Genomic DNA, 26,404 nt, shown 5'->3' with positions numbered 1-26,404 from the left:
GGGTGACTCCTGGGTGAGCGGTAGCGGGTGGCGGCGCGCAGCGCGGGCTGCGCGCCGCGTCGGTCAGCTGGGGTCCGGCTGGTCGCGCCGGGTCGTGGTCCAGGTCTGCAACCACAGGGCCTGGTGGCTCCATCTGCCGCTGAACGGGATCGGCGCGTCGCAGAATGCCGCCCGTTCCAGGCGGAAGTCGTGATGAAGCGCGAGTGTGTTCAGCGGGATCGCCGCGAGGTTGGGGTCGTCGAGGATCTCGGCGGCGGCGTGCTCGGTGTCGGCGGCGCGGATCTCGGCGGCCTCGCGTTGGAGCCGTCCGGCGATCTCGCGGGCCCGCCCGGCTCGCGGGTCGCCGTGGTCTGCGGTCGCGGCCCAGGTCCGCAGCTGCGCCGCGATGCGGTGCAGCACGATGCAGGCCGTCCGGGCCGCTTGCGTGGCGGTGTCGAACTGCCCGATGACACCGTCGGCGACGATCCCGCCGTCGGTGATGGCCAGGTGCCAGGTCTCGCCGCTCATGTGAAACACGCCCCGTTGTCGCAGCTGCCCTCGTCGTGGAAGTCGAGGCCGGGAAGCAACGGCTGCGCTTCGCGTATCGCGTGTGCGAGCGGGCGACCGTAGCGGGTCAGGTACACCGGGTCGCGGGCGAGCGCGGCCCGGCGCGCGTTGAGCAGGTCCTCGAGTTGCACCGCCCGGGCGAACAGGGCCGGGCGGTCGCGGCGCATCTCCGCCCAGGTGCTCGGCCGGTGCAGCGGGCAGAACCAGCAGGCGCTCTTCGGCGGTACCGGCAGTCCGGCGGCGGTGATGATCCGCTGGCAGTCGATGCGCCGTAGCGGCGGGTCGTGGTCGAGCAGCGGATACACCGGCCACTCGTACGGCATGGCGCGGCGGTTGTTGATCCGCTCGATCTCGTCGAGGGAGATGCCGATGCCCACGGTGGCGGGACTGGCGGCGCTCGCGCCGTGCTGTGTGAGCCACCGTCCGAGGACTTTGATTTTGAAGTCGGCCGTGCATGCCCTGGTGCCGGGTGCGCCTCCGGCCATCCGGACGGGGATCGGCAGGGACCGGGATCCGGGCCGGGTGAGCCGGCCGTACAGGGTTTCTGTGCTGCCGTCGCGGCGTAGCCGCGGCAGGGTGAGCAGCTGGATGCCGTGCAGCGCCGCGAATGGCCGCGCGTACCGGTCGACGTAGTCCACGGTGGCGGGGTCCTCGGAGTCGGCGCCGACGTCGGCGAACAGGAACGTCGGGAAGTCGATGCGCCGGTGCGCGGCCAGCACGAGCAGAGCGGTGGACTGCACGCCACCGCCGTACGCGATGACGCGCAGCCGATCGGGACTCATCCGCTCACCTGCGTCGGCGTGCGCACGGCGCACGTCTGCCAGCGCCGAGACGTCGGGGGCCGTCACTGCGCTGCGCCTTGCATCAGCTCGGGCAGTGACAGCCGGCCCTCGCGGTGACCCGCGGCGACCTCGTCGCGGCCGCGGTCCTTGAACGTCATCGTCGTCGACGTCGGCGACGCGGGCGGACGCGCCTCCGCGAAGTCCACGACACGGCCGGTCACCGGGTCCACGACGGTGCCATCCGGTTCCACCCTCAGCCGGGCCAGCAAGGTTTTGCGCCAGGCCGCGCGCACGACCTTCTTCGCGGGTATTTCCTCGATCTCGCCGGGGTGCTCGCGGGCACAGTAGTCGAGCAGGGCCTGTTCATCGATGCGCAGACCCGCTGACGTCTCCGTGATGGTGATCTGCGCGATCGGCGCGCTGGCACCCGGGAGCCGGACCTCGATGGAGCGGACACCAACGGTGCTGTGCAGATGCAGCAGCGTGGTGTCGACCTGCGCGCGGGCCGCGTCGTACGCCTTCTTCACCTCGTCCAGCAGCGCCTTGAGAACAGCGGCGCGCATCGCCGCGTCGGGCAGCGCCGTCACCGTGGCCGGATCCGCGGTCACCGGGCCACCTCCGCCGCACGGGCCGTCGCGCGGGCGCCGCCGGCCCGGCGGCCGCCGGCCGCAGTGTCGGGGGCTGCCTGCTGCGATTCGGTGCCGGCAGCAGGCTCGTCCGGCTGGTCCGCGGAGGCCTTCTTGAGCGTTGGCGGGCTGTCCGTCTGCTCGGCCGGCGCGGTGGGCGGGCCGTTGCGGGCGGCGCTGATCTCCTGCCCGCGGGCGGCGAACTTGTCCCGCAGGGCAAACGACTGCCCGGCACGTTGCGCCTGCTGCCACCACACAGCCAGCTCCTCTCGGCTGGTGCAGTCCTTGAGCACCTGGTCCCAGTCGATGATCTGCGGTGGTTCGCCGTAGGCCAGCCAGTCGAGCAGCTGCTCCCCCAGCTCCTGGCCGGGCTTGTGGATCACCCGCCCGTCGAGGGCGGCGCAGCGGGTCTTGCTGATCCGCAGGTAGTGCTCGCTGTCGAGGTCGCCGAAGACGTCGAACTCGAACTCCAGGCCCTCGCGCTGGTCCGGTTGCATGCCGAGCTTGGCGACGCGCTTGCGGCCGTCGTTGCCGTCCTCGATCTCGTAGCGCTGCTTGGAGCGCAGGCACACCACGACGTGGCCGGGGAAAGCCATCAGCGCCTCGATGTAGGCGCGCTCGATCGGGCGCACGTCGCGCCAGCCGTCCATCGAGCGGCCGCCGTTGCTGCGGGTGAACAGGTCGACGAGCTCCAGGACCCCGCCGGCGCCGAACCAGTAGTGCGACAGCGAGTCGACCTGCAGTCCGGTGAACCCGGCGCGGGCGGCTTCCTCGATCGTGGTGACCAGCTCGCGGGGGTCGTAGCGCACCGGGGAGGTCTTCTGGAAGCCGTATCCGCCGGCCTGCTCGGGTGTCATGTTGGCGACGCCCGGCTGGCCGGGGTCGACGGCGTATTTGTCGGCGGAGTCGCGCTCGGTGTCGATGAACGCGATCCGCTGGGCGCCGTCGGCGACGGTGCGAGCCCCGGTCAGTGTGTAGAGCAGCTTCAGCCCGGTCAGCGTCTTGCCGGCCCCGCTCGGCCCGGCGAGCGCGATGCGCGCCTTGGCCTGCTTGCGGGTGGCGGGGGTGAACACAGCCATCGGTGCCATCACCTTCCTAATCAAGGGGTCCACGGTCGTAAACCGCGGCCGTATAGAGAGCGGACATAGAGAAACCCGTGTGGTCGTGGCAGGCAGTGCCACCGACGACCGCCGGCAGGACGCATGCCGGGTCGCGTCCGCACAGGATCGGTTCGCCGTACAGGGTGCAGCCGGTGTCGGTGAGGTGTTGCCAGTCGTCGCCGGCGGGGATGAGCACGCCGCCGCATGTGGCGCACTGGGCTTCGTGCGGTCCGGTCGCCGCGGGGTTCATCGCTGAGTCCTTTCCGTTTGGCGGGGCCGGCCGACGCCGTGCATCGGCGCGGAGACCGCGCAGCCCTTCACGGCGCAGTAGCCGTTCGGCCCTTCGATGTACGGGTGGTCGGCGCCGGCCCGGTCACGCGCGCCCCCACCAAGGTCAACAGATGAGCTGGTCTGGTTGAGTCCGGCTGGCGGACCAACTCGGTCCGCCTGGCGGACCAGCTCTGGTCCGGCTGGCGGACCAACCGGCCCCTCGCCTGGTCCGGGTGCCGGACCAGCAGACCGGGGTGATTCGGGCGCTGGTCCGCCTGCCGGACCAGCGTCGCTGTCGCCAGTTGGTCCGCCACCCGGACCAGCCAAAGGGGGCGTATCTGGCGCTGGTCCGCCTGGCGGACCAGCTTGCGGCGCACCCGGATTCCGAACCGCGGCGGGTATAGCGAGGCGGTATACGGTGCGCTTCTTCCGGATGCGGGCGTCGGCGACGCTCGGCCGGTCGCGGATGACCCAGCCGAGGTCCTCGAGAGTGTTCAGCCACTCGGCCACCGTCGACCGCGCGTACCCGGTGTCGCCCTTGAGCGTGGTCAGGCTCGGCGTGAACTTCTCAGGGATCGCGGCGGTGTCGGCGTCGGTGTACGTCAGCAGCGTGAGGATGATGTGGCGCCCCGTTGGCTCCAGGCGCGAGGCCCGGACGGCTTTCTCGACGGTCCATCGGTCGACCATCCACGCGACCCCCATCCCCCGTGGGTCGCACAAGGAAGGCACGCCGGGGCGACGTACGATGCGAGGGCGACCCGGTCTGCACATCGGGTACGTCCACCGCAGCCCCGCTGGATCCGACCCCAGTGGGGCTGCGACGTACCTGGGCACCCTACACCGAATATGTACGGCCACAGTGCGACCGTTCACCACCACTATTCGGCTGCGGCGTCCTCCGCGCTCGCCAAGGTCTCGCCGGAAGGCGCGCAGACACCCCACGGATCCCAGAAGATCTCCCGGTTCGTGCGCTCCGCGAACTCGTAGAGGGTGACCAGCTTCCAGACCGGATTGTTGGAGATCGGGGAACTCTCCGGCAGCACTCCCCGCGAGCGCATCTGGTACGCCGTGTTTGAGGCATAACCGAACATCCGGTTGATCTCCTTGAGGCCCACGACCGGATAGGTCGTCAATGGACCGTCGGTGATCAGGTCCTCGGCCACGCGGGCCACAGCCTCGCGCAGCCGCGCCTTGGATACCTTCATCGGCGAATGCCTCCCGTGCTCGGCGACCGTACATAGTCAATGTACGGCCTCCGATCACGGCAGAGGTCAGCACGGGGCCGACCTGATCGACGCCGGTGGGTGCCAGCGCGTACGCCGCGGCCGCGCAGAGCCGGCCGCAAGCCCGTCTCGCCCGTGGCGCTGGTCAGGCACGATGCCTGAGTTGAACCCGGCGCGGACGCCGCCGAGCCAGTGTTGTCGGCGTGTGCGCAACGGGGTGGTCATGCCACTCACGCGTAGTCCTCTCTATTCGCGGACTGTATAGATTCATTGTATTTGTCGGGCACCTCAGCGTCAATGTTCTATATACAACCGAGGTGCTTGGGCAGCTCGTATACAGGCGCCAGGTCCCGCGGATCTAGTGCGTTGCCAAACGTCAGCGCCGGGCCACGGACCCGGCGTCCAGCGACCGAGGGTGGTCGCGCATTCGGGGCGGGGCTGGACAGCCGCTACGGGGTCAGCCCTGACCCTCGCGACGCCTCAGCCGGACTGCCTCGTAGATGCCGTGCAGGCCAAGCGCAACCATCAAGAGGCCCGGGCCGTAGAAGATCCACGCGAGCGGATGGCCTGGCTTGGTACCGGAAAGTGGCGCCATGGCGAGGAAGGTCCCAAGCGCTAAGGATCCACATGATGCCAACATGAGGGAGGTGTTGGCATGCCGTTCCTTCTCGGCTGGCTTCTTCCAGGCGTTGCGTGCGAAGACGACGGCGCCGCCCAGCGAAACCACTAAGGCCGCGATGGCAAGGAAGGCGACGGCGGCTGCAATGGCGGGACCTGAGTGGGGAAGCAGCCCAACAGCCACGCCCAGGAGATAGATGATCGCTGCAGCGATGAGGTTCGCGACGACGTTCACTCCGACGTCTCGGACTAAACGCCCGAAGGCTGCCCGTTGCTGGTGCGGCTCTTCATGGCTTGGGCGACCCGAATCCTCCACCCGAGAACCCTACGACCCGGATCCCATAACAGGACAATCCAGGTCACGGCGGGGGTAGTGACGCAGGCCCCGCAGCCATGGCCATGCGGTCAGTCCACGGCAATGGCGTGCGGGAACGCCGTAGCCTCACCGCAGGCGGTCATCATCAGGTACCGGGGCCGACCGGGCGCTCCCGTGTGGACCACCGACCCAGACGCGGCAGCCAGTGTCAATTGCAGAGTTGCGGACAGATCCGTGCTCGCGTTACGCCGGATGTAGCGCACACCGTCGATGTTGATCACTGGGCCGCCCTCGGTGCGATACCGGTAGAACTCGGCGAGCCCCTGCCCCGGTCGCCCATCAGCCGGAGCTCGCACCAGGCGGAAGTCGGCGAGGACGCCGGCTGCGGAGGAGAAGACTCCGCCACCCAGCTCGACGCGGTACGCGGTCCGGGCCCGCAGCACCATAGGTGCCGACAGCACAACGATGGGCGTCGTGGTTGCCTCCGGCGAGTTGCTGTCCGACCAGGCGAGTCCAGCTGGGCCGCCGCCGGGCGCGGGCGGGCCGGCCCAGCCGACGATGTGATGCCCGGACGGCGGGGTGATCAGGACCATGACCCGGGCTGCGAGAGCGACCGGCCCGATCATGGAGGCGACCCGGATCGGTGCGGGATCTCCGTCGATGCGGGCCCGCACCGTGCCGTCGGGTGCCGCCTCGGTCACCGTCGCGGCGCGAAGCCGCCAGATAAGTCCGGCGCGGCGGGCCCGGTCGAGAACGGCCTCGGCGATCGCCTTGACCGGCAGCTCACCGGCCGGTGTGCCGCTCACAGGTCACCGTCGCTGGGGTATGCGCGGCGCAGCGTGTGCCGCATCTCGCCGCCGGCAGCCAGGGGCATCTCCCAGCCGGTCTCCAGCCACAACTGTCCGTCGAAGCGGATCACGTCGTAGCCGTCGTGGCGCGGGTCCGGTGGGGTGCTCAACTCGACGACCTCGTACACGCTTTGCTGGATGCCGAGGGTACGCGCGTACACGGTGGCGTGCCGCTGCGAGGGTAGCTGCGCTTCGACGACGGTGGGGATGACGAAGCCGCGCTGGTTGATCGAGTGCGGCGCCGACGACGGCACGTCGTAGGTGCCGACCACCGGGGCGGCATCGGAGCCCGGGTCGTTGGACACGACCACGAACCGGTTCGGGGCGCTGAGCAGCTGCGGGCTGCGGGTGATCGAGCCGCGCAGTACTCGCCGCGGGTGGTCTAGGTCGATGGTGGGTGCCTGGGCGGCGGGTTCGAACGCGCGGGGCATCCGCAGCTGCCCGGTGTGGTTGAACCAGGGTTTGACGTAGCCGCCGACGGTGGCGAGGTCGAGCAGCGCGGCCGCGCGGGAGGTGCCCGCCGACCAGGCGTTGGTGCTGGTCTGTTCGGTGGCGTCCAGGACGAGCTCACCGATCGGCAGGCCGTCGAGCAGGCGGCGCACGGCGGTGTCGACCAGCTGCCCGCCGGCGTCGAAGCCCGCGTCGAGTTGCTGGTCGACGATGAACATGGGGTCGTACAGCGTGAGCGCCGTCGTGGCGCCGCCGGTGGTGGGCACGGCGACGGCGTCGGCGACCAGGTAGCGGCCCAGCGGGTAGATCAGCGGTGGGCTGGTGCCGAGCACCATCGCGATGTCGATGCGGTCGGTCAACGGCCGGATGAGGGCGCTGTCGCCAGCGCCGAGGGTGAGCCCGTTGATCCGGCGGCTGATCGTCGCGGTGGTGTCGTGGCTCAAGGTCGGCGTCGACGAGCGCAGCGGTGTCAGCGCGCCGCGGCGTACGCCGAGCCGGTCGACGAGCTCGAACCGGAAGGTGACCGGCCGCTGCCCGATGTGGTCGGGCAGGGTCAGCAGGTCAGGCGGTGGCGCAGATGCCGCGGCCATTGATCCCCCATCGAATGCCTTGCGCGTCGCGGAACTCGGTGGTGCCTGGCGGTTGCGCCTCGAAGTCGGGGCTGGTCATCAGCCGCCCGTTGATGCCGTCGCGCCATTCGAGGCGGCTCAGCGTGACACCACTGCTGGCGGTGATCAGAAACTCGCCCGGGTCGCTCGGGACTTGGATGGCCGGCCCGGTCTCGGCGCCGGCGGGCGTCCACTGCCCGCCGTCCAGGGAGGTGTAGAAGCTGATCCGGGCCTGGCCGTCGCCGATGTTCTGTTCGTAGACGGCGCGCACCCACCGGCGCTGGCGGGTGTGGAACTGCAACGCCTCACCGGTCGTGCACGCCTCGAACGAGGCGCGCTCGCTGAGGTACGCGCACATCCCGAGGGCGTTCACGTCCACTTCCACCTGCGAGGTGATGCTGCGATCGCGCAGGGAAAGCTGCTCGATGGACAGATCCCACGGGTCTTCGCTGGTGGGGCGCAGCAGCATCCGTACGTCGAGGTCACCCGGCAGCGCCCGCACCTCGAAGTCGTCGACGCTGAGCGTCGTGGCCGCGTTGGTGTTGCCCGCGCCGACCGCCGCCCGTACGCCGGCGCGTCCAGCGGCGGTCACGGTGGCATCGACGGCCCGCACCGTCGGCCCCGGCGGTGCAGCAGTGGTGAACGCCGCCGCGGTCAGCACCTGGCCCTGGACCCGCAACCGCAGGGTGATCCACTGCCCTGGCTCGTACGTCAGCGAGGTGCCATCCGGCTTGGTCTGCACCTGTTCGGGGGCCAGCACGGTCAGCGAGCCGCCGTTGATCTTTTCGAGAGCGACCCCGATCAGTCCATCGGGTCGGAACGACATCATCGCCCGGTAGTAGTCGCCGCCGGTCACGTCGCGGGCGGTCAGCCCGGCCTGAATGGAGGCGCCGGTCGCGAGCTGGTCGATGCGGAACCGGGCCTTGACCTCGACATCGGCCAGCATCGGCGCCGGCGTGGCGAGCCGGTGGGCGCCCGGCGCGGGCCCGATGGTGGCGTCGTCGACGAACAGCTGGTGCGCCGCGGGTGGGGTGCCGGCCATGGCGACGTTGACCGAGGCGCGGGCGGTGCCGGTCAGGGTGGACGCTGCGGTGTACGTCAGCCTCGTCCAGGTGTTCGCCGCCACCGTCACCGGCGCGCCGGTCGACGTGCCCAGATACTGGCTGTCCGCGTCGAACCAGTTGATCGACACGGCGACGGGGCGGGCGATCGGGCAGCGCACCCAGGCGGTGGCCCGCCAGTCCACGCCGACCGCGGCCCCGGCGACGTACTCGGATTCGACCCGGGCGGTCTCGCTGGCCCCGTCGGGTGTCAGCAGCAGCGACGCCGCGCCCTGGTGGGCTTGCGCGGTCGATCGTGCCGCGCTACCGCCGAATGCGGTCCAGCCCTGGATGCCGGTCTCGAACGACGGGTTGCTGTTGGCGACCTGCACCACCTGGATCAGCCCGGCACCGCCGGACACCGACAAGGCCCCCGCCGGTCCTTGCAGGCGCTGCCACGGCTGCCCCGGGAGCTGGGTGCTGCCCCATCCACCAGCAGGCATCTGCCGGTCGAACGGGTCGTAGCCGGCCCGGGTGGAGAACGTGTCCGCCATGGTGGTCGCAAGGGCCTTGGCGACCTTCGTGCCTTCGGGGCGCAGGCCCTCGCACGGCGCGGGTCCGCCGTCGAGCGGTGCGGGGGTGTCGGTCACCTCGACGACGGTCAGCTGGGCCAGCTGCAGGTGAGCCAGGCCGCGGCGGCGGCGCACCGAAGCCGAGGGGACCAGGACGGTGGACAGCCACCGGTGGTGCAGTTCGTCGCGGACGCACACGTACGGCACCGACTCCCAGGCCAGGTCCCGTAGCTGGCGGAACCCGCCGTCGAGGGTGGTGACCGGGACCGCCGCGGCGTTGACCAGCACGGTGCGGGTGAACTCGACTCCACCGCGTTCGGTCGGGCGCATCGCGACGCGGTAGTCACGCCCGTACATCGCCTGCAGGTCGACCTGAGCGGCTTCGGGGAACGTGAAGTCTTCCGGCGACTGACGGTCCCAGCTCATCACGTACGCCAGGTTCGCGGCGGGCCGCTGATTGCTGGTCATGATCAGCACCCCGGTCTCGACGTTGCGGCCGGTCACTCCGGGTGTGGCGATCGTGGCGGTGACGGGCGCGGTCCAGGGGCCGCCGATGTCGGTGCGGTGCACGGCCCGGATCCGGTAGCGGGTGGCGACTCCGACGCGGGCCTCGTAGTCGTCGATGCTGGTGATGTGCGGCTCGGTGACCCGGGCGATGGTCTCCCACTGGTCGTCGGGCATCGTGTCGTCCTGGCGCTGGACCTCGAAGTGCGCCCAGCCGCGCACCATCGCCGAGTTGATCGGATCCCAGCGCAGCCGGTGGTAGCGGATCCCGGTCGGTACCGGGTCGTCGGGCCGGCAGAAGCCGGCGTCGACGGCCGCCAGCTCCTGGACGGCGCTGGTGACGGTGAGGCCGGTGACCGGGTCCATGTCGCGCACGAGGCTGAAGGTGTAGTCGGCGGAGTAGTCGACCTGGTTGTCGAGGCGGGCGAAGCCGGTCTCGCCGTCGAAGCTTGCCCAGCTGGCGGGTGAGGTGGCTTGTGAGGCGGGGTTGCTGTCGGCGCCGAGGATTTGCCACGGTGCGGACGCGTCGCCGGCCGAGGAGAACCGGAACCGCAGCGGGCTGCCGGTGCCGGTGAGGACCAGCGGCGGGTCGAGGCGCACCGTCACCTTCTTCCAGCCGTTGGCCACCTCGGGCAGCCGGTCGAAGTCGTCCACGGTGATCAGCCCCGACGGGCCGCCGGTGCCTCCGTCGTCGGTCAGGTTCGCCTGCGCCACCGTGAGCGGGTCGACGGTGCCGGGGGTGTGCCGGGCGTAGAACACCGCCCACACGAAGGTGCCAGCCGCCGTATCGGTCAGCACCTGACTGTTCGCGGTCAACGCGTACTGCTGATGGCAGGTGCCGACCGCCTGTGCGGTGTAGGCGTGCGAGCCGGTCTCCACGACGTTGTTCGGGGCGAGCAGCACCATCGCGGGCATCAGCGGGCTCGGCTCCAGTGTCGGCGCCGCCCCCTCCCGCAGGGTCTTGCGCAGCACGATGCCCTCGTGGGTGGGGTCCGGGCCGACCGAGCCGAGCCGGTTGAGCACGAGCGGGACGGGCGAGGTCAGCGACAGCGCCCCGGCGTACGCCTGCGCCACCGTCACCGCGTACCGGGCTCCCTGCCCCAGAGACACCGGGAAGCCGAAGTTGTACAGCTGCCGGATCGGCACGTCGCAGTAGTAGCCGCCGTCGGCTTGCTGGGCGCCGCCGGAGATGTCCAGGCCACCGGCGGCGATCCGCGACTCCTCGCAGTAGGTGACCTGCAGGGCGACGTGGTGGATCTGGAACACCGATCCGCCGGGCACCGCGCCGGTGGCGCCGATCCGCACGTTGATGTTGGTGCCGCCCGCCGCGGCGAGCGCGTCCAGGCCGCTGGTCGGGGTCGGCGCGAACGGCGCTCCGAGCGCCCGGTACGGCAGCCGCATCGTGGTCGACGCCGGGGTGAGCGTCGGCGACCACCAGGGGTTCAGCTCGCCCAGCGACGCCCGCAGCACCGCGACCCCGGCGCCGGGTGAAGCTGGTCCGGTGATGGTGTCGTCCATCAGCCAGTTCAGGTTCGCCGACGGTCGTTCCAGCCCGACCGTCATCGCGCCGGGCACGGTCTCGAACGGCCCGGACACCGCGTACAGGACGGTGAGGTCCAGGATCCGCCGGTACTGCAGGGTCGCGGTGACGGGCCCGGCGGTGACCGCGAACCAGAACCGGGCTGCCGCGTTCGGACCGGTCAACGTGACATGCCCGGCGTCCGACGGGTTCTGCACCGCCGCCTGGAAGCTGCCGGCACCGCCGCCCAGCGCGGCCCCTGCCACTCCCGCACCGGACGTGCACGGGATGACGAGTTTGCGGACCGGGCCGGTCGCCGTCGCCGCGCCGTCGCGGTACAGGTGCACCGCCACATGCTTCTGCGCCGGCTGGCCCGGTGGGGGCTGCATCAACACCCGGACCCGGTCCGGGCCGTTCTGCAACTCGTCCCAGTGGGTGACGGACCGGAACGTGTACCCGACCTCGGTGGAGGTGTCGAGCAGCACCTGGTCGGCGACCAAAGGGGCCCACTGCATCCCCACCACGTACGGCAGGTCCGGGTTGTAGTTGCCCATCAGACTGTCCTCACCGTGGTTGCCACGTCGCGGCGCGCCAGCGTCCGCGACACCCCCTCACCGACTGCCTCACCCACGCGCAGGGCTTCCTGCCGGGTCGGCACCGCCCCCTCGAACACGATCGAGATCGCGCCGCGGCCGAACACCACCGCGCCGCCGTCGCGGCCGCCGGCACCGAGCAGGTCGGTCAGCCCGGACTCCTCCGCCAGTTCCCTCGCCCGGCGCGGGCGGGTCAGGGGGATCACGACTTCGCGGCCGGCCTCGCCGAGCACGGCGAGGGTCGCCCGGTTCACGACCGCGCCGTCGGCCAGGTACGGGATCCGCGGCAGCGACCCGGGCAGGTACCGGTCAATGTCGGCGATTCCGGAGTTGATCCGCCCGATCACGCTGTTGAGCCCGGACCGGACCGCCGCGACGATCGACGCCGCGATGCTGCCCAGCGAGCCGACCCGGCGCAGGCCGCGCATGAACCCGGCGATCAGGTTCGCGCCGGCCGACACGAACCGCCCGGCCAGCCCGGACAGCCGCCCGGGCACGCTGGCGACGTAGGAGACGACCGACGAGATGCCCGACGATGCGGCCCGTCGTGCTGCGTTGAACGCCGAGGTCAGCAGCCCGCCGAGCACGCCGGGCAGCCGGGACCAGGCGGCGCTGATCCGCCCCGGCAGCCCGGTCGCGAACGTGACCAGCGCAGTGATGCCGCGGCTGGCCAGCGACGTCGCGTTGCTCCATATACCGGCGAAGAACCGGGACATCGACCCGGCCAGCGACTGCACCGCAGCCATGATCTTGCCGGGCAGGCTCGTCACCGCGAACACGAGCAGCCCGATGCCGACACCGACCGCGCGCAGCCCCGAGTCGAAGGCGAACTTCAACGCGCCGACCAGCAGGCCCGGCAGGGCGGCGAGCGCTTCCAGCAGCCGGCCCGGCAGCGAGGTCAGGAACTGGCCCAGGCCGGTGAAGAAGCTGGTCACCGTCTGCCAGGCGGAGGTGAACGCACCGCTGATCGCCGCGCCGACGCCGGCCCAGTCGATCCCGGCGATCGCCGCGGACAGCCGGCCGAGCCAATCCGCGACGCTGGTCAGCGGGGCGAGCAGATCGGTCAGCGCGGACGCGATCCACGAGATCAGCGGCGCGACCGCTTTCGACACGAGCAGCTGCACCAGCACCGCGGCGAGCTTGATCAGCGGGGCGAGGATCTGCGCCGCCAGCACCAGCAGCTGCGCCAGCACCTGCGTCAGCGGGGCGGCGGCCACGACGATCTCGGTGATCGCCGGGACCAGGTCCACGATGGCCGGTATCAGCGGCATCAGCGCCTCGACCAGCGCAGCCACCACCGGGGCGACCGCGGCCAGGGCCGGTGCGAGCGCGGTCCCGAGCGCGGCGACCAGCTGCCCGATCGGTGGCCCGAGTTGCCGGAACAGATCGGCGAGCAGCCCGGCGATCGGGGTGAGCGCGTCCGACAGGGTGCGACCCAGCTGCAGCAGCACCGGCCCCAGGGCGGTGACCAGCGGGGCGACCAGCGGGCCCAGCGCGGACAGGGCGGTGGCGAGCGGGCCGATCAGCATCGCGATCAGCTGACCGAGGATCGGCAGCAGCGGCGTCAGCGCTGACACCACCGATGCGATCACCTGACCCACGGGGCCGAGCGCCGGCGCCAGCGCACGGATCCCGTCGGCCAGCGCGGTGACCAGCTGAGCGGCGACGGGGGCGATCGCGGCGATGGCCGGACCGAGCCCGGTGGCGAGGGCCTGGACGGCGGGGACGACCGCGGCGGCGACGTCACCGAGGGCGGGCACGATCGAGCGGGCGATGATCCCGAGCAACGTCGTCAGCACCGGGCCGAGCCCGGCCGCGAGCGTCGACAGGGTCTGGAACAGCCCGGTCAGGGCCTGCTGACCGGTGGCCGAGTTCAGGAAGGCCCGCAGCTGCCCGGTCGCCTGCACCAGCATCGACAGCAGCTGCCCGCCACCGCTGTCCGCGGCGGCCCGCAGAGCAGCGGCGATGATGCCGCCGACGTTGACCGCGACCTGCCCCAGCTGGGTCAACACCCTAACCGCGTCTTCCAGCGCCGCGGTGGCCGCGCCGCTGGCCGCCATCGTCGACAGCCACGCCCCGAACTGCGCCGCGAGCGGCCCGGCCAGCTCCGCCAGCCGCGCCAGGGTCGGCAACGCCACCACCGCCAGGTCACGGAACCCGGCCAGCAACGGACCTACCGCCACCCCGACCCCGGCGACCGCGGTGCGCGTCGTGTCCAGCACCGCAGTGAGCGCGGACACGGTCTGCGACTGCCGCACGAACTCCAGCGCCCGCCGGGCGACCTGCCCGTACTCGGCGGCGATACCGGCCAGGCCGGTCCGCAGCGGACCCGAGATCACCGCCGCGGTCGCCGTGATCTGCCCGACCAGCGGCGCCGCGAACGCGTCCTGCGTACTGGTACGTACCGCGTCCATCGCCGGCTTCACGCCGCGCAGCTCCCGGGCCAGCTGCTGCGCCAGCGGCGACAGGTTCTCCAGCGACTTGGCGAACTCTTTCGCATCGCCGGTAGCCGCTGCCGTGAACGCCTCACCCAGACCCGACGTGGCGAGCTTCAACGCGCCGATCGCGGCGGACGCCACCGCGATCCCGGCCGGGATCGCCACCGCGGCCCCGCCGACCTGCGCCAACGCGCCCGCGACCCCGACCAGCTGCGACGACGCGACCGCCGCAACGCTCGTGATCGCACCCAACTTGAAGATCGACGTCAGGCCGCGCCGCAGGTCAGGGGCGAACTTCGAGACGTCCCCGACGATCTCGATGTACGCCCGCCCCAACGCCATCGCTCTAGATTAATACGGCAACGGCTTACGACCGCGGCCGTATATTGGCCTGGGCGGAGCTGGAGGGATCTGGCCTCGCCCGGGTGAGGCAGCTCGGCAAGGCAGCGCATCGCGGATAAGCTGCCGCCCGTGCAGGCGACCACGGCAGACGCCGTCCAGGAGATCGAGGTCAAGTACCGGGTCACCGACGAGGTAGCGCTGATAGACGCGCTGACTCAGCAAGGCGTGCTGCTATCGCCGCCGACGCGGCAAGACGATCAGGCGTACGCCCCCGCCGGCTGGGAATACGGCATGAGCAAGACCGGGGTCCCATTCGCTCGCCTCCGCACCCAGAACGGCGCGCACCTGTTCACCGTGAAGCGGCCGGTGGACAACGAGATGGCGTGCCTGGAACACGAGACGACAGTTGCCGACCGCGAGCAGATGCACGCAGCCCTAATGACCATGGGGTTTGTTGCCACTGTGCGCATCGCCAAGACCCGACGCAGCGGCCGGTGGGGCAAGGCAGCGCTGTGTTTGGACAACGTCGAGGGCTTGGGAACCTTCCTCGAGCTTGAAGCCATGATCAGGGCCGACGAGTCCGGGTATGCCGTTCAGGACCGGCTCGACCAACTCGTCCGCTCGCTCGGCGTACCGGTGCAACGCGTCACGGATACCTACGACTCTCTGATCCGCGCCGCGCGTATCGCCAGCTAGAACAGAGGCGCTGCCGCCGCCAGAGGCTCGTAAGCCCGAGTCTCCTCATCGACGCAGATACGCAGGGTGGCGGCGACGGCTGCGTGGTCGGTCAGTTTCTGCTCGCGCGGTTCGTGCAGGTACTCGCAGGTGTCGAGCTTCCCCGTGAGTGCGGCTCCGGTGTGTAGGTAGTCAAACCGGTAGCCGTTTCCTGCTCGGCCCATCCAGCTATGTGCCTGCACGTCGCCGTGCAGCTCCTGATGGGCGTCGGCCAGCCCAAGTTGAGCCAGTCCGTCGAGGAAGTCGTACTCGAAGGGCAGGAAGGCAGGATATCTGGGCTGGTGATCGCGGGTGATCACGTTGTAGTCCCCGCCGACGATCATCTGCGCTCGGTGTTCGTCGTTGAGGTGCCGCAGCCCGTCGAGAACGCTGGCGATAAACGCGCGCTTCTTGGCCACCTTGGCCGACGCGCGGTCGCTGGACGGCACGTACAAGCCGAGCACCGTGACCGCGGGGTTCGTCTGCAAGGTGACCGTGACCGCTCGGCCGGGCAGGCTCACTTCGGGGAGTAGGTCGCGGCGGACGGATAACGGTAGGCGACTGACGAGGGCACAGCCTCGGTCGCCGTCCTGAGTTCGGGTGTGAACCACGTGCCGGCCAGCGGCGCGACATTGGTCGAGCAGATGCGCGGTGCCGGGTCCGTTGCTGGTCTCCGTCAGGATGACAACGTCGTCGTGGCGGGCGTCGAGCCAGGCGAGCAGCCTTTGCGCTCGCGCTAATGAGGCGGCTTGCACGTTGAGGGTCAGCACGGACAGCACAGGTGGGCTCAGCTCGGGTCGTCGGTGCGGGACAGCTCGTCGAGGATAGCGGCCACGACCTGCGAGGGCGTTCGACCGCGGCAGTCGATGACGTGCTGGCGCCAGTCGTGGCGTCGCAGGTGCCGGGCAGCATCTCGGTACAGGCGGAGCTCCTTGTCCGGTGAGCCGGCGGTCTCCAGCCGGGTCAGTGCGGGACGTTGCGCGAGGCGGGCAGCGATGGTGTCGGGTTCGTCTTCCAAGTAGAAAGAGATCGCCGGCAGAACGTAGCGGTTGTAGGACCAGATCTCGCTCAGGTCGAGGCCGTCGATGCGCTGGAGTACCAGGGAGGATTGCACGTATCGGTCGGTGACTACGTGCAGTCCGTCGTCGAGCCGGGGGATGATTTCGGTTTCGACGTGCGCGGCTCGGTCGGCGGCCAGGGCGAGCGCCAGCGCTCGGCCGTGAACGACGTGTTCGCTGCGGCGCAGCAGTTGTCCCAGCGGTGTGCGCGTCGGCTCACTGGTGAGGTGGACTCCGTAGGAGCTGGTCTCGGCAAGCCGATCGGCCAGCAGCTTGGCGACGGTGGTCTTGCCGACGCCATTGGGTCCTTCCACCGCCAGAAACAAGCTGCTCACCGGTCGGCGACCGCCAGCGGTAGCAGCCGCCGTCCGGGGGCCGGGGTGACGGGGCATTGCTCGTCGTCGAGGTCGCCGATCCTTCCTCCGCGGGATACCACCGCGGCAGGGCAGCCCTTGCCGCAAGAGCTGTTGATTGCGCAACTGCCGCAGGTCGGGTTGGCGCCGACCGTGTATCGGGCGTGGAAATCGTAGTTGTCCAGGCTGGTTTGGATCTCTTCGCGCAAGATGTTGCCGACAAAGAAGTCGCTGTCGGCGTATTGCGAGGCTGGCGTGCGAGCGGCAAATACGAGATATGGGCAGACGGCCACCTGGCCGTCTGTGTAGACGTACACCAGCTTTCCCGCGTCGCAGCCGCCGAGCGGCAGGTCATCGTTGGGGAAGCGGATCTGTACCACGTCGAGGCGGTCGGCGAATCGTTCAGTGAGCGTCCGGATGACGCGCATGACTTCATCGGGCGCGGCCAGCTTGCCTTGACTCTTGACCCCTCGACCGAACGACGACAACGGGTTCATCAGCACGTACTGCGCGCCGATCTCGACAGCGAAGGCACAGAGGTCGGCGAACTCGACCGGGTTCGTCAGCGTGTTCGGCGTGGACAGCAGGCCCTGCAACAGCCCTGCGCGGGCGAACCTACGGGTGGTCGCCACCGTTGTCTCGAACGAGGATCTGTCGCCGCGGAACTTGCCGTGGCTGGCGGCCCTGAATCCGTCGAACGACACGTTGATGTGCACGCCGCCGATCGCGGCCAGCTCAGCGATCTGCTCGTCGCTACTCTGGGTGGCGTTCGTGCAGACCCCCACCGGCAGACCGGCGTCGCGTACTGCCCGGCAGAAGCCCAGGATCTCGGGATGCACGAACGGCTCACCGCCGGTCAGGGTGATGCGTTCAACCCTGGCGGCGAGCAGCCTGGGCAGCACCCGCTCGGTGAACACGGCCAAGGAGAGGTCAGAGCCTTCTGAGGTCGACGATACGAAACAGTGGGCGCAATGCAAATTGCACCGCTCAGTGATCTGCACCAACGCCTTGCGGGAGTCCCCACCCACCGACGTGCGGAAATAGCACGACGAGGCGTGGGTGTCGACGATCAAGCGCTTCACCAGGTAACTCCCTCCATCGACCGCGGCGGACGGGCATCACCCGTCCGTGCACCCACGGTGCTTCGGATTCGAGTTAAGGTCAGCGCTCACCATGTCGGACAGTGCCGACAGCCATCTCCGACAAAGCTTTGACAACCGGCAGCATTGGCAAATCAGCCGACACACGAGACGATCAACCAGCGATGCACGCCGATCGATAGGTGGTGGGCGGATGGGGCCTGACGCGGTCCGTCAGGGCCGGATTGAACTCGGCCGGCAACTGGCAGCCCTGCGGAAGGCCGCCGGGTACACCCAGGACACCTTCGCCCCGAAGATGCTCTACGGACGGTCCACGATCGCGAACGTCGAGACCGGCGGCCAGCGAGCTCCGAGGGAATTTTGGCAGCGCTGCGACCGCGAGCTTGGTACGGGCGGCGTCCTGACGCGAGGCTATGACGCGGTGGAAGCCATCGCGCAGCGTCAGCGAGTCCAGGACGCTCGCCGGACCGCCGTCAACTCGCTGCGCTCCGGGTCCTCGACGCGTGTTACTGCTGGTGAAGTGGCATTTGTTGACCCTGAGGACGGCGCGTACGTTGGACTAGAGCGGGCGATCACGGTCGCTGCTCGCCAAAGTAGCGAACACGCGATGACCGCAGGAGCACTGGCAGTGTCGGACATCAGCATCGATCAGCTTCGTGACGATGCCACCCACATAGCCCGAGACTTCGGGACGTTAACCCCGGCTGAGGCGATCAGAGAGACGTTGCGGGTTCGTGATCTCGCCGTCGCCGCGCTGGGCAGGACCGGGCGTCCCGCTCAGCAGCACGATTTGTACCTGGTCACGGCGCAAGCGGTTGCCTTGCTGGCCAGCGCAAGCGTCGACCTCGGCCTGTGGCCGGCGGCGATGCAGTACGCACGCGCAGCCGACACCTACGGCGAGATCATCGGTCACGCTGGCGTACGGGCGTACGCCAAAGGGATGCAAGCCACCGTGGCGTACTGGACCGGCCAAACCCACGAATCGGTACGCCACGCCACTGCGGCTGTCGCCTTGGCGCCCGCTGGCACGGCGCGGGTACGCGCCCTATCGGTGCTCGCCCGCGCCTGGTCGCACCGCGGCGCCGACGACGAGGTCGGGCGGACACTCACCGCAGCCGAAGATGCCCGCGGCGACGACGGCGACGATCTGCTTCACGACGTCATCGGCGGAGAGTTCGGCTTCGGCGAGGCACAGCAGGCACGGTGCGCCAGCACCGCGTGGCTGCAAGTTGACCGCCCAGCCGAAGCGACCACCGCCGCGGCGACCGCCCTCGAGATCACCATGACCCAGACAATGGCCCCGTGGAGCACGGTAGCGGCCGAAGCGCGTGTTGACCTCGCTACCTGTCACCTATCCAGTGAAGCGATCGACGCCTGCGAGGATGTCTTGCTGCCTCTGTGGTCGATGCCTCCAGATTGGCGACGGACCGGTCTGCTCGGGCGTCTCAACCGAGTTCAAGTCCTGCTGAGCACGCCGGCTTGGCGTCAGGCGCCCGAAGCAAGACAGGTGACAGATCTTGTGGCTGCGTTCCTGGCGCAGCGGCCAGCGCCTCCCGCTCTCCCCTCAGCCTGACTGGCTCGAGCGCTGTTGCCATTGGCTTAAGAGTTCGTGTTCTCGCTCGGCCGCCAAACCGTGGTCTGCGGCACGGCCCGCCTCTCCCTCGCCGATAACCGCTGCTCCGCCGCTGTTCATCCACGCCCATGTCTCAGCGACGGTGTCCCGCAGCGGCCGGCATCGCAGGCCCGCTTGCTGAGCCTTCGCACTGTTGACGGCCCACACACCGCGGTGTGTACGCCACAACGGCAGTTCGGTCCATTGCTGCACGCCCTGCGCCGTCAGCCAATCGGGATCCACCCACACGGGCTGGGTGCCAGCACCGGTAACCCTGATGCAGGCATCGATCATCTCGGCGAAGGACGCGTGCCCGATCGGAGCGGTCGTGTTGAACGCCCCCTCCAATGGTTCTGTCGCGCAATGCGCCGCGAATTGCGCCAGGTCGCGCACGTCAACCGGCTGGATCCGCCGGTCCGCCGGCCCGGGAACCAGCAGCGGCCCGCCGCGTGCTGCCCGCCTCAACCACCAAGTCAGCCGGCCAACGTACTCTCCAGGCCCCAGGATGACGCCGGGGCGCAGGTTCACCGTGCGGTCCGCTCCCACGGCTGATACGACAGCGCGTTCGCATCCCGCCTTGAGCGCGCCGTACTGCCCGGCGTATCCCAGTTCGGCGCCGAAGGTCTCGTTAGCGTCTGGTGGACACTCAAATAGCTCGGACGTCTCGTCTAGGTGTTCGTCCGGCCAGCCGGTGTAGACGTTCACTGACGACACAAACACGTACCGATCCACCACAGGTGCCAGGGCGCGCGCCGCTGCCAGGACCTGGTTCGGCACGAAGCCGATGGTGTCGACGACGGCGTCCCACGGACCGTGCTCCGCAAGCCGTCCCAGGTCCTCCGGCCGCTCACGATCACCATGGATCGCCTGCACACCCGGTAGATCAGCGGCAGACCTACCGCGGTTGAAAGTGGTCACGGACCAACCACGGCTGAGCGCGACCTCGCCCAGAGCGCGCCCGAGGAACCACGTGCCACCAAGAACAAGCAACCGCATGCCGCCATCATCGCCTACCGCGCTGAGTGACGAAAAGCGGACAGCGCTCACGTTTCCGCGTGAGGCGGTTGTCAGCGGATGTCACCACTCCTTGTCAAAGCTTTCCGACATCAGCGATCAGGACCTTGAGTGGTGCTGCACATACCGCGACGCGGTTTGCTTGCGGCTCGGAAGAGGAGGCACGGGATGAGGCTCAGGGCACCATCCCGGCAGAGCCTCTCGAGCGCATCCGACGCGCGTCACCGGCGACGACCTCGAACGCCCGTTGCCGATCGGCATCACAGGCGACTCCGGGGCGGGTGCGCTGCGATCGCCGCCTGCCTCGGAGTGCATTCAGTACCTGCCGAGAGTGCGGCCATTGCCGTTCCTGGAGAGCGCACCGCCCCGGGTTTCTCGAAGGTCGTCTAGCCCCTACCCCTATCTCCTCCGGATTTCCCATGCCCTGCAGAGAAAGGTCTCACGGTGATGACTGCGCAGACGCTCGACGGCACGGCGAGCCTGGAACGGTTCGGCTACCGCCAGGAACTTAGACGCACCCTGCGCTTCGGTCACCTAGTGGTATACGGGCTGATCTACATGGTCGTGATCGCTCCCATGGGGATCTTCGGTTCGGTGTTCCAAGCCTCGGCTGGCATGGTCGCCCTCGCCTACCTGATCGGGATGGTGGCGATGATGATCACCGCGTCGTCGTACGGTGTTATGGCCCAGGCCTATCCGATGGCCGGTTCGGTGTACACCTATGCGGGGCGGGCCATCGCACCGTGGGTGGGGTTCCTGGCTGGGTGGACGATCCTGCTCGACTACGTCTTGGTGCCGGGCCTGCTGTCATTAATCGCAGCGGTGGCGATGAACTCGATCGTCACGGCAGTGCCGGTCTGGGGCTGGATCGTCATCTTCGTCTGCGCCAACGCGGCGGTGAACCTGCTCGGGATCAAAAGCACGCGGCTGTCGAACAACATCTTCCTGGCCGGCCAGCTCGCCATCCTTGCGATCTACATCGTCGCAGCCGTGGTTGCGCTGGCCATGGGCCGCGGCCGCGGGTTTTCCTGGGAGCCAATCTTCACCAGCGGCCAGTTCCAGCTCGGCGTGCTCGCCACCGCTGCGTCGGTGGCCACCCTGTCGTTCCTGGGCTTCGACGCGCTGTCCACGCTCGCGGAGGACGCTAAGGGCGGCGCCAAACAGGTCAGCCGGGCGATGATCGCTGCTCTCGGCGTGACCGGCCTGGTGTTCATCGCCCAAACGTTCCTGGCTGCCCTGCTCGTGGAGGATCCAGCGGCGCTGATCGCGGACGGCGATCCCAACGGTACGGCGTTCTTTGACACCGCCCGGGTCGCGGCTGGGCCGTGGCTGGCCACGCTGACCGCCCTGGCCACGGCTTTGGCGTGGGGGTTGGCGAACAACATGGTCGCCCAGGTCGCCACCAGCCGCCTGCTCTACGCGATGGCCCGCGACCGGCAACTCCCGGCGTTTCTGGCGAAGGTGTCGGTGGCACGGTCGGTGCCGACCAACGGCATCCTGCTCACCGCCGCGGTGTCGCTCGCCCTGGGGTTGTACATGGCATCCCGGGCGGACGGGATCACCCTGATGGCGAGCCTGGTGAACTTCGGCGCACTGCTGAGCTTCATTGTCGTGCACCTGTCGGTGCTGGCCCGGCGCCGACGCCTCGGCCCCGTGGCCGGGCCGCCACTGCGGCAGTGGATCCTCCCGCTGTTCGGTGTGGTGATCCTGGTCGGGATCATCGTGCACGCCAACATCCTGGCGCAGCGCGTCGGCCTGGCGTGGCTCGCCCTGGGCGTGCTCGTGCTGCTGGCCATGGTGGCGACCGGTCGGCGACTGCACCTGGCCGGCCTGGGCACCGACACCCTCACCGGCGCCGTCGAGGACGCCACGACGGGGCTGGTGGGCCGCCATGGCTGAGCCGGAGGTCTTCGACGCCACGGCTGAAACAGTGGGTTACACGTTCGGCGGACGCGCACCCATCGCCTCGATCCCCTCGGCGACCCGGGTGCGGGTTCGGACCTGGGACTGTTTCGCCGGCAAGGTCCGCAGTGTCGATGATCTGCCCAGCCGCGTCTGTGAGTTCCCGTACCTGAATCCGGTCACCGGGCCCTTCTACGTCGACGGCGCCCGCCCGGGTGACACCCTTGCCGTGCACCTGCTCTCCCTGACACCGTCCAGCACCGTGGGGTTCTCCTCCACCTTCCCGCACTTCGGCGCGCTGACCGGCACGCACACCACCGCGATGCTGCACCCGGCTTTGGAGGAGCGGGTATGGCAGTACACCATCGACCCCCACAACAGCACCGTGCGGTACACGGCGCGCAACAGCGAATACGCGGTTGATCTGCCGCTCGCGCCGATGCTCGGCACCGTCGGCGTCGCCCCCGCCGCCGGCGAAGTCCGCGCGTCGATCGCCTGCGGTGCGCACGGCGGTAACCTCGACACCCCGCTCCTGCAGGCCGGCACCACCCTGTACCTACCCGTCAACGTCGACGGCGCCCTGCTCGCGCTGGGTGACGGGCACGCCCGCCAAGGCGATGGTGAGCTGTGCGGGGTGGCCGTCGAGGTCCCGATGGACGTCACCCTCGCCGTGGAGGTCATCCCCGGCGTCACCACCGCGTGGCCGCGGCTGGAGACCGACACGCACCTAATGTCGATCGGTGTAGCGCGCCCGCTCGAGGACGCCTACCGGGCGGCGCACGCCGACCTCGTCGGCGTGGTCAGCGACTTGACCGGCCTCGATGTCCTCGATGCCTACCAGCTGCTATCGCAGGCCGGGCGAGCGCATGTCGGTAACGTCGTCGACACCGACTACACGATCGCCGCCGCCATCGGCAAGGACCTGCTCGACGGGGCGCAGCCCTACCGCGGCGCCCACCAGCGGCTGCGTGACCTCGCGGCGGGGGTGCACTAATGCTCGCCGACATTGCCTCCCTGCGTGACCAGGTGTGGCTGCTCGGCCATGATGAAACCCGCGACCTGCAACCGCGTATCGACGCCCGGGCGCTGGCCGTTGGCCTGGCGGGGGCCACGGTGGCTGACCTGCTCGTGCAGTCACACGTGGTCATCAATCAGGGCTGCGTGTTGCCCCAAGGTCGCGGTAAGCCCGCGGACCCGGTCACGGCCGCCGTGCTGGAGGTCATCCGCGATCAGCCGAAGGCGCCGCTGCTCACCGATGTGTTGCGCGAACCGATCCCCCGGTTCGCCGAACGCGTCCACGCGCTGCTGGTCGCCAGCGGGATCATCTACGAGGAGCGTCGCACGCTGCGCAGCGTGAGGTATCGGCTGGTCAACGACGACGCGGCCAACTGGATCCGCGCGGACTTCGTGCGCCGGCTGTACCGGGACCTTGACGACCCGGCAGTAGACACCCTGTGCGCGCTGGTCTGGGCGCTCAACCTCCACAGCGTTCTTGTACTGCCCTACTCCACCAGTGAAGCCGAGGAAATACTGCGCGCCATCACGGATCAGATTCCTGTCCGGGCCGGGCCGACATCGCGGTTCTTCGCCGTGCCGCAGGTCGCGCTCGGTGTGCGCGCGGCGATCGGTGACCTCGCCACCGCCGCATTCTGACCACCACGCCGACCAGGCGCTTGCACCAGCGCGTCCAGCGGCACGCCGGCAACCCGTTCAGTCCCTAGGATCCGTGGAAGGTCGCCCCTCTGTGTCCCCTGAGCCGCCGGCACCCAACATCAACACAGGCGTAGCGCATCCCGCACGTCGCTACAACTACTGGCTCGGCGGTAAAGACAACTTTGCCGCTGACCGCGCCTCCGGCGACGCCATCGAAAAGATCTTCCCGCACATCCGCACCGCCGCCATCGAGAACCGCCGATTCCTGCACCGCGCAGTGCGGTGGCTAACTGCCGAGGCCGGCATCCGCCAGTTCCTCGACATCGGCACCGGCCTACCCACCGCCGACAACACCCACGAAGTCGTCCAAGCGGTCGCGCCGGACGCGCGGGTCCTTTACGTGGACAACGACCCCATCGTCCTCACCCACGCCCGCGCGCTGCTCACCAGCCACCCTCACGGACGCACTGACTACATCGACGCCGACCTCAAACGCCCAGTGACCATCCTCGACGCCCCTGCGTTCAAGCGCACCCTGGACCTCACCCAACCGGTCGCGCTGCTCCTCGTCGCCGTCCTTCACTTCCTCACCGAACACGACGACCCCTACTCCATCGTCGAAACTCTGCTCGACCGACTGGCGCCGGGCAGCTACCTCGTGCTGTCGCACGCCACCGCAGAGCTCCTGCCCCCGGCAACCGCCGCCGCGCTGACCAGTGTTCCCGGCCGCGGTGACTTCACCAGCCGCACCTATCAGCAGGCCCAACGCTTCTTCGATGGTCTTGACCTCGTCGCACCGGGCCTTGTTGTCGCCAGCCAATGGCGCCCGCCACCGGGCAGCACACCAACTCCGCCGGAGCAGGTCGCCGCCTACGCCGGTGTCGCCCGCAAGACCACTGTTGCGGGCCGCCGCTGGCCACTTGACTTCGCCGGTTCCAGGTGCCCACCTTGACCACTGCGTTTGCTCGGCAGAACACGAAAAAAACGGGGACAGAGCCCTTCGGGGGATTCGCCGAACCACGCCTGCACGCAAAGGGGAAGACGGTGCCGACGGTGTTGGTCACGAAGGAGCCGCAAGCGACGCTATTCGACTGACCCGCACGGCATAGCCGCAGCGGCGCTCTGCCCGAAAACGATGGACGTCCTTCCGCTCGCTCCTGGCCCCGTGACCACGTCGAATCGGTACATCCATGAGCATCGCCAGTGAGGTAGCCGCTCAGATCCGCGCCGCGCTCGCTGCGCTGGCCGAGGCACGCGCCGGTATTGCTTCCGCCGGACGAACCTTGTCTCACGCGCAAGACCGTCTGCGTGCCGTCGCGGTGAGCGCCGAACGACCAGAGATCCATGCCAGTGCTTCAGCCTTGGCCGGCGCGGCGACAGCGGCGTCAGAGGCCAGCGACACGATCGCCGCGGCAATCGAACGCTATCAGGGATACGGTTCCCAGCTCGGCTTCCACCTCGGCGAGGGGCCAGCTGACGGCAGCCGGCCATCCTCGGACAGCGGTGAGGCGGACGGTAGGAACGGTTCCAGGCCGCCGCCAGCGGGTCCGCGTTTGCAGGAGCTCGCGGAAAGGCTGCCACCGCGTCAGCCTCGTGACCCAACTGAGGGATTTCTCGTAGCGCCTGGCGGAGCGTCGCACCCCGTGTCGAGTGGCCGACGCCCCGCGAACTTGGAAGGGCTGAAGCGACGGTTCCGACCGGTATCCGTCGATCACGCCGAGGGACAAGCAGCAGCACTGTTGCGCCGCTCATGGATCAAGGAAGCCAGCTTGGTTATCAATAACGAGCCCTGCCAGGGACCGTACGGCTGCGACGTCTCCCTGCCGAAGATGATGCCGCCAGGCAAGGTATTACACGTGTATGTCCGGTACGGCGGCGGTGACCTCAGGCCGTACCGTACGTACCGTGGCACCGGAGAAGGGATAGAACGATGACCGCCTTCAGCGCTCCATCCGAGCCGATCGGGCACGCCGCCCGCGCTTGGTGGGACATCCATACTGAGACGGTCGACTCGCCGGATGACGCCGAGGCGCTGGTTTACGACACGCTCAGCAGGGTCTTCCCGCACGGCGGTCACGGGTTCACGTCGTGGTGGGGACCTCTACCCACCGATCAACGCGACGACTCGCCTCTGCGTGTTGACCTTGATGTCGAGTCCGGCCGCGCCGCCGTGCAGTGGCTGCCCACGAAGCAGACAGCTGTCGAGCCGGGCGTGACAGCGCACCACAGCCCCTTGTTGGTGACTGAGTGCACCGACTATCCACCCATCCAGGTTCCTGCTGACCGGGCCCTTGTCACGCCTGGGGCGGCTATCCGCGCGATCCGGGAGTACATCGAGACCGGCCAGCAGCCAACGAACCTCTCCTGGACCGGCCCCGCGGCCACCGGCGTCGGTCCTGCGCGGTCGCGATGAGCACGCCGAGCCTTCTCGTCGTTCGCGGCAATTCCGGTAGTGGCAAGTCGTCGATTGCTCGGGAGGTGCGCCGGCGTTACGGGCGCGGCTGCGCGCTGATCGAGTTTTCTCACCGTCCTCTTCGTGTACGTGACGTCCAGTGAGCGCCCAGCTATTGATCTCGGGAGGCTTGTAACCTTCCATGATCTTC

The 26,404-nt window shown here is 69.3% G+C and carries 24 protein-coding genes and 1 pseudogene; 9 read left to right on the top strand and 16 right to left on the bottom strand.

Going from position 1 to position 26,404, the window contains the following annotated elements; all coding sequences use genetic code 11:
- Positions 1 to 63 precede the first annotated feature (63 nt).
- The 12 genes from AB0K03_RS14555 to AB0K03_RS14500 all read right to left on the bottom strand — a co-directional run bounded on the left by AB0K03_RS14555 (position 64) and on the right by AB0K03_RS14500 (position 14,395).
- The gene (locus AB0K03_RS14555) at positions 64 to 507 is read right to left on the bottom strand and encodes a hypothetical protein (protein WP_364684389.1); all 444 of its coding nucleotides are present in this window, start codon (positions 505 to 507) and stop codon (positions 64 to 66) included.
- A complete protein-coding gene (locus AB0K03_RS14550; RefSeq protein WP_364684387.1) occupies positions 504 to 1,328 on the bottom strand; it encodes a phosphoadenosine phosphosulfate reductase in 825 nt (274 codons plus the stop codon). Before AB0K03_RS14550 ends, AB0K03_RS14555 begins: the two co-directional genes overlap by 4 nt.
- 62 nt (positions 1,329 to 1,390) lie before the next feature.
- Positions 1,391 to 1,936, bottom strand: a complete 546-nt coding sequence (locus tag AB0K03_RS14545; RefSeq protein WP_364684385.1) for a hypothetical protein — start codon at positions 1,934 to 1,936, stop codon at positions 1,391 to 1,393.
- A complete protein-coding gene (locus AB0K03_RS14540) occupies positions 1,933 to 3,033 on the bottom strand; it encodes an AAA family ATPase (RefSeq protein ID WP_364684383.1) in 1,101 nt (366 codons plus the stop codon). Before AB0K03_RS14540 ends, AB0K03_RS14545 begins: the two co-directional genes overlap by 4 nt.
- Before the next feature lie 16 nt (positions 3,034 to 3,049).
- The gene (locus tag AB0K03_RS14535) at positions 3,050 to 3,304 is read right to left on the bottom strand and encodes a hypothetical protein (protein ID WP_364684381.1); all 255 of its coding nucleotides are present in this window, start codon (positions 3,302 to 3,304) and stop codon (positions 3,050 to 3,052) included.
- Entirely contained in the window at positions 3,301 to 4,011 is a 711-nt protein-coding gene (locus AB0K03_RS14530) for a helix-turn-helix domain-containing protein (protein ID WP_364684379.1), read from the bottom strand. The genes AB0K03_RS14535 and AB0K03_RS14530 overlap by 4 nt, the downstream gene beginning before the upstream one ends.
- Positions 4,012 to 4,202: 191 nt before the next feature.
- Positions 4,203 to 4,529 carry a hypothetical protein gene (locus AB0K03_RS14525; protein ID WP_364684377.1) on the bottom strand — a complete coding sequence of 109 codons (327 nt, stop codon included), beginning with the start codon at positions 4,527 to 4,529 and terminating at the stop codon, positions 4,203 to 4,205.
- 475 nt (positions 4,530 to 5,004) lie between these two features.
- The gene (locus AB0K03_RS14520; protein WP_364684376.1) at positions 5,005 to 5,400 is read right to left on the bottom strand and encodes a hypothetical protein; all 396 of its coding nucleotides are present in this window, start codon (positions 5,398 to 5,400) and stop codon (positions 5,005 to 5,007) included.
- 170 nt (positions 5,401 to 5,570) lie between these two features.
- Complete coding sequence (locus AB0K03_RS14515) at positions 5,571 to 6,287, bottom strand: hypothetical protein (RefSeq protein ID WP_364684374.1); 717 nt, start codon at positions 6,285 to 6,287, stop codon at positions 5,571 to 5,573.
- The gene (locus AB0K03_RS14510; protein ID WP_364684373.1) at positions 6,284 to 7,369 is read right to left on the bottom strand and encodes a hypothetical protein; all 1,086 of its coding nucleotides are present in this window, start codon (positions 7,367 to 7,369) and stop codon (positions 6,284 to 6,286) included. The genes AB0K03_RS14515 and AB0K03_RS14510 overlap by 4 nt, the downstream gene beginning before the upstream one ends.
- Positions 7,341 to 11,576 (bottom strand): hypothetical protein, encoded by a 4,236-nt coding sequence (locus AB0K03_RS14505; protein ID WP_364684371.1) that lies wholly within the window; start codon positions 11,574 to 11,576, stop codon positions 7,341 to 7,343. The genes AB0K03_RS14510 and AB0K03_RS14505 overlap by 29 nt, the downstream gene beginning before the upstream one ends.
- Entirely contained in the window at positions 11,576 to 14,395 is a 2,820-nt protein-coding gene (locus tag AB0K03_RS14500; protein WP_364684369.1) for a hypothetical protein, read from the bottom strand. The genes AB0K03_RS14505 and AB0K03_RS14500 overlap by 1 nt, the downstream gene beginning before the upstream one ends.
- Before the next feature lie 129 nt (positions 14,396 to 14,524).
- On the opposite strand from AB0K03_RS14500, the gene AB0K03_RS14495 reads away from it, so the two are divergent.
- On the top strand, positions 14,525 to 15,091 hold the full coding sequence (locus tag AB0K03_RS14495) for a CYTH domain-containing protein (protein ID WP_364684367.1): 567 nt from the start codon (positions 14,525 to 14,527) through the stop codon (positions 15,089 to 15,091).
- Here AB0K03_RS14495 and AB0K03_RS14490 read toward each other — a convergent pair.
- The 3 genes from AB0K03_RS14490 to AB0K03_RS14480 are packed head-to-tail and all read right to left on the bottom strand — an operon-like array spanning position 15,088 to position 17,602.
- On the bottom strand, positions 15,088 to 15,888 hold the full coding sequence (locus AB0K03_RS14490; protein ID WP_364684365.1) for an endonuclease/exonuclease/phosphatase family protein: 801 nt from the start codon (positions 15,886 to 15,888) through the stop codon (positions 15,088 to 15,090). The two genes, AB0K03_RS14495 and AB0K03_RS14490, sit on opposite strands and share 4 nt — an antisense overlap.
- Positions 15,889 to 15,896: 8 nt before the next feature.
- On the bottom strand, positions 15,897 to 16,502 hold the full coding sequence (gene tmk, locus AB0K03_RS14485) for a dTMP kinase (protein WP_364684363.1): 606 nt from the start codon (positions 16,500 to 16,502) through the stop codon (positions 15,897 to 15,899).
- Positions 16,499 to 17,602, bottom strand: a complete 1,104-nt coding sequence (locus AB0K03_RS14480; protein ID WP_364684361.1) for a radical SAM/SPASM domain-containing protein — start codon at positions 17,600 to 17,602, stop codon at positions 16,499 to 16,501. The genes tmk and AB0K03_RS14480 overlap by 4 nt, the downstream gene beginning before the upstream one ends.
- 211 nt (positions 17,603 to 17,813) lie before the next feature.
- Here AB0K03_RS14480 and AB0K03_RS14475 point away from each other — a divergent pair, with 211 nt between their 5' ends.
- Complete coding sequence (locus AB0K03_RS14475) at positions 17,814 to 19,193, top strand: helix-turn-helix transcriptional regulator (RefSeq protein ID WP_364684359.1); 1,380 nt, start codon at positions 17,814 to 17,816, stop codon at positions 19,191 to 19,193.
- Here the strand turns inward: AB0K03_RS14475 and AB0K03_RS14470 are convergent.
- The gene (locus AB0K03_RS14470) at positions 19,185 to 20,228 is read right to left on the bottom strand and encodes an NAD-dependent epimerase/dehydratase family protein (protein WP_364684357.1); all 1,044 of its coding nucleotides are present in this window, start codon (positions 20,226 to 20,228) and stop codon (positions 19,185 to 19,187) included. The two genes, AB0K03_RS14475 and AB0K03_RS14470, sit on opposite strands and share 9 nt — an antisense overlap.
- Positions 20,229 to 20,693: 465 nt before the next feature.
- Between AB0K03_RS14470 and AB0K03_RS14465 the strand changes: the two genes are divergently transcribed.
- From AB0K03_RS14465 to AB0K03_RS14435, 7 genes and pseudogenes are all read left to right on the top strand, one after another.
- Positions 20,694 to 22,145, top strand: a complete 1,452-nt coding sequence (locus AB0K03_RS14465; protein ID WP_364684355.1) for an APC family permease — start codon at positions 20,694 to 20,696, stop codon at positions 22,143 to 22,145.
- Positions 22,138 to 23,142: an acetamidase/formamidase family protein gene (locus tag AB0K03_RS14460; protein ID WP_364684353.1), complete on the top strand. Its 1,005-nt coding sequence runs from the start codon at positions 22,138 to 22,140 to the stop codon at positions 23,140 to 23,142. The genes AB0K03_RS14465 and AB0K03_RS14460 overlap by 8 nt, the downstream gene beginning before the upstream one ends.
- Positions 23,142 to 23,801 carry a GPP34 family phosphoprotein gene (locus AB0K03_RS14455; protein WP_364684351.1) on the top strand — a complete coding sequence of 220 codons (660 nt, stop codon included), beginning with the start codon at positions 23,142 to 23,144 and terminating at the stop codon, positions 23,799 to 23,801. Before AB0K03_RS14460 ends, AB0K03_RS14455 begins: the two co-directional genes overlap by 1 nt.
- Positions 23,802 to 23,892: 91 nt before the next feature.
- Positions 23,893 to 24,753 (top strand): SAM-dependent methyltransferase, encoded by an 861-nt coding sequence (locus tag AB0K03_RS14450; RefSeq protein ID WP_364684349.1) that lies wholly within the window; start codon positions 23,893 to 23,895, stop codon positions 24,751 to 24,753.
- Positions 24,754 to 24,991: 238 nt separating this feature from the next.
- Positions 24,992 to 25,735 carry a DddA-like double-stranded DNA deaminase toxin gene (locus tag AB0K03_RS14445; RefSeq protein WP_364684347.1) on the top strand — a complete coding sequence of 248 codons (744 nt, stop codon included), beginning with the start codon at positions 24,992 to 24,994 and terminating at the stop codon, positions 25,733 to 25,735.
- The gene (locus tag AB0K03_RS14440; protein WP_364684345.1) at positions 25,732 to 26,214 is read left to right on the top strand and encodes an Imm1 family immunity protein; all 483 of its coding nucleotides are present in this window, start codon (positions 25,732 to 25,734) and stop codon (positions 26,212 to 26,214) included. Before AB0K03_RS14445 ends, AB0K03_RS14440 begins: the two co-directional genes overlap by 4 nt.
- Positions 26,211 to 26,318 (top strand): annotated as a pseudogene (locus AB0K03_RS14435) (kinase); the annotation flags it as partial. The gene AB0K03_RS14440 and the pseudogene AB0K03_RS14435, both read left to right, overlap by 4 nt.
- Positions 26,319 to 26,404 lie beyond the last annotated feature (86 nt).

The organism is Actinoplanes sp. NPDC049316, assembly GCF_040677315.1.
Taxonomy (GTDB): Bacteria; Actinomycetota; Actinomycetes; order Mycobacteriales; family Micromonosporaceae; genus Actinoplanes.
Note: the sequence above shows the minus strand (reverse complement) of the source record. Positions and strands in the feature narration are given on the sequence as shown.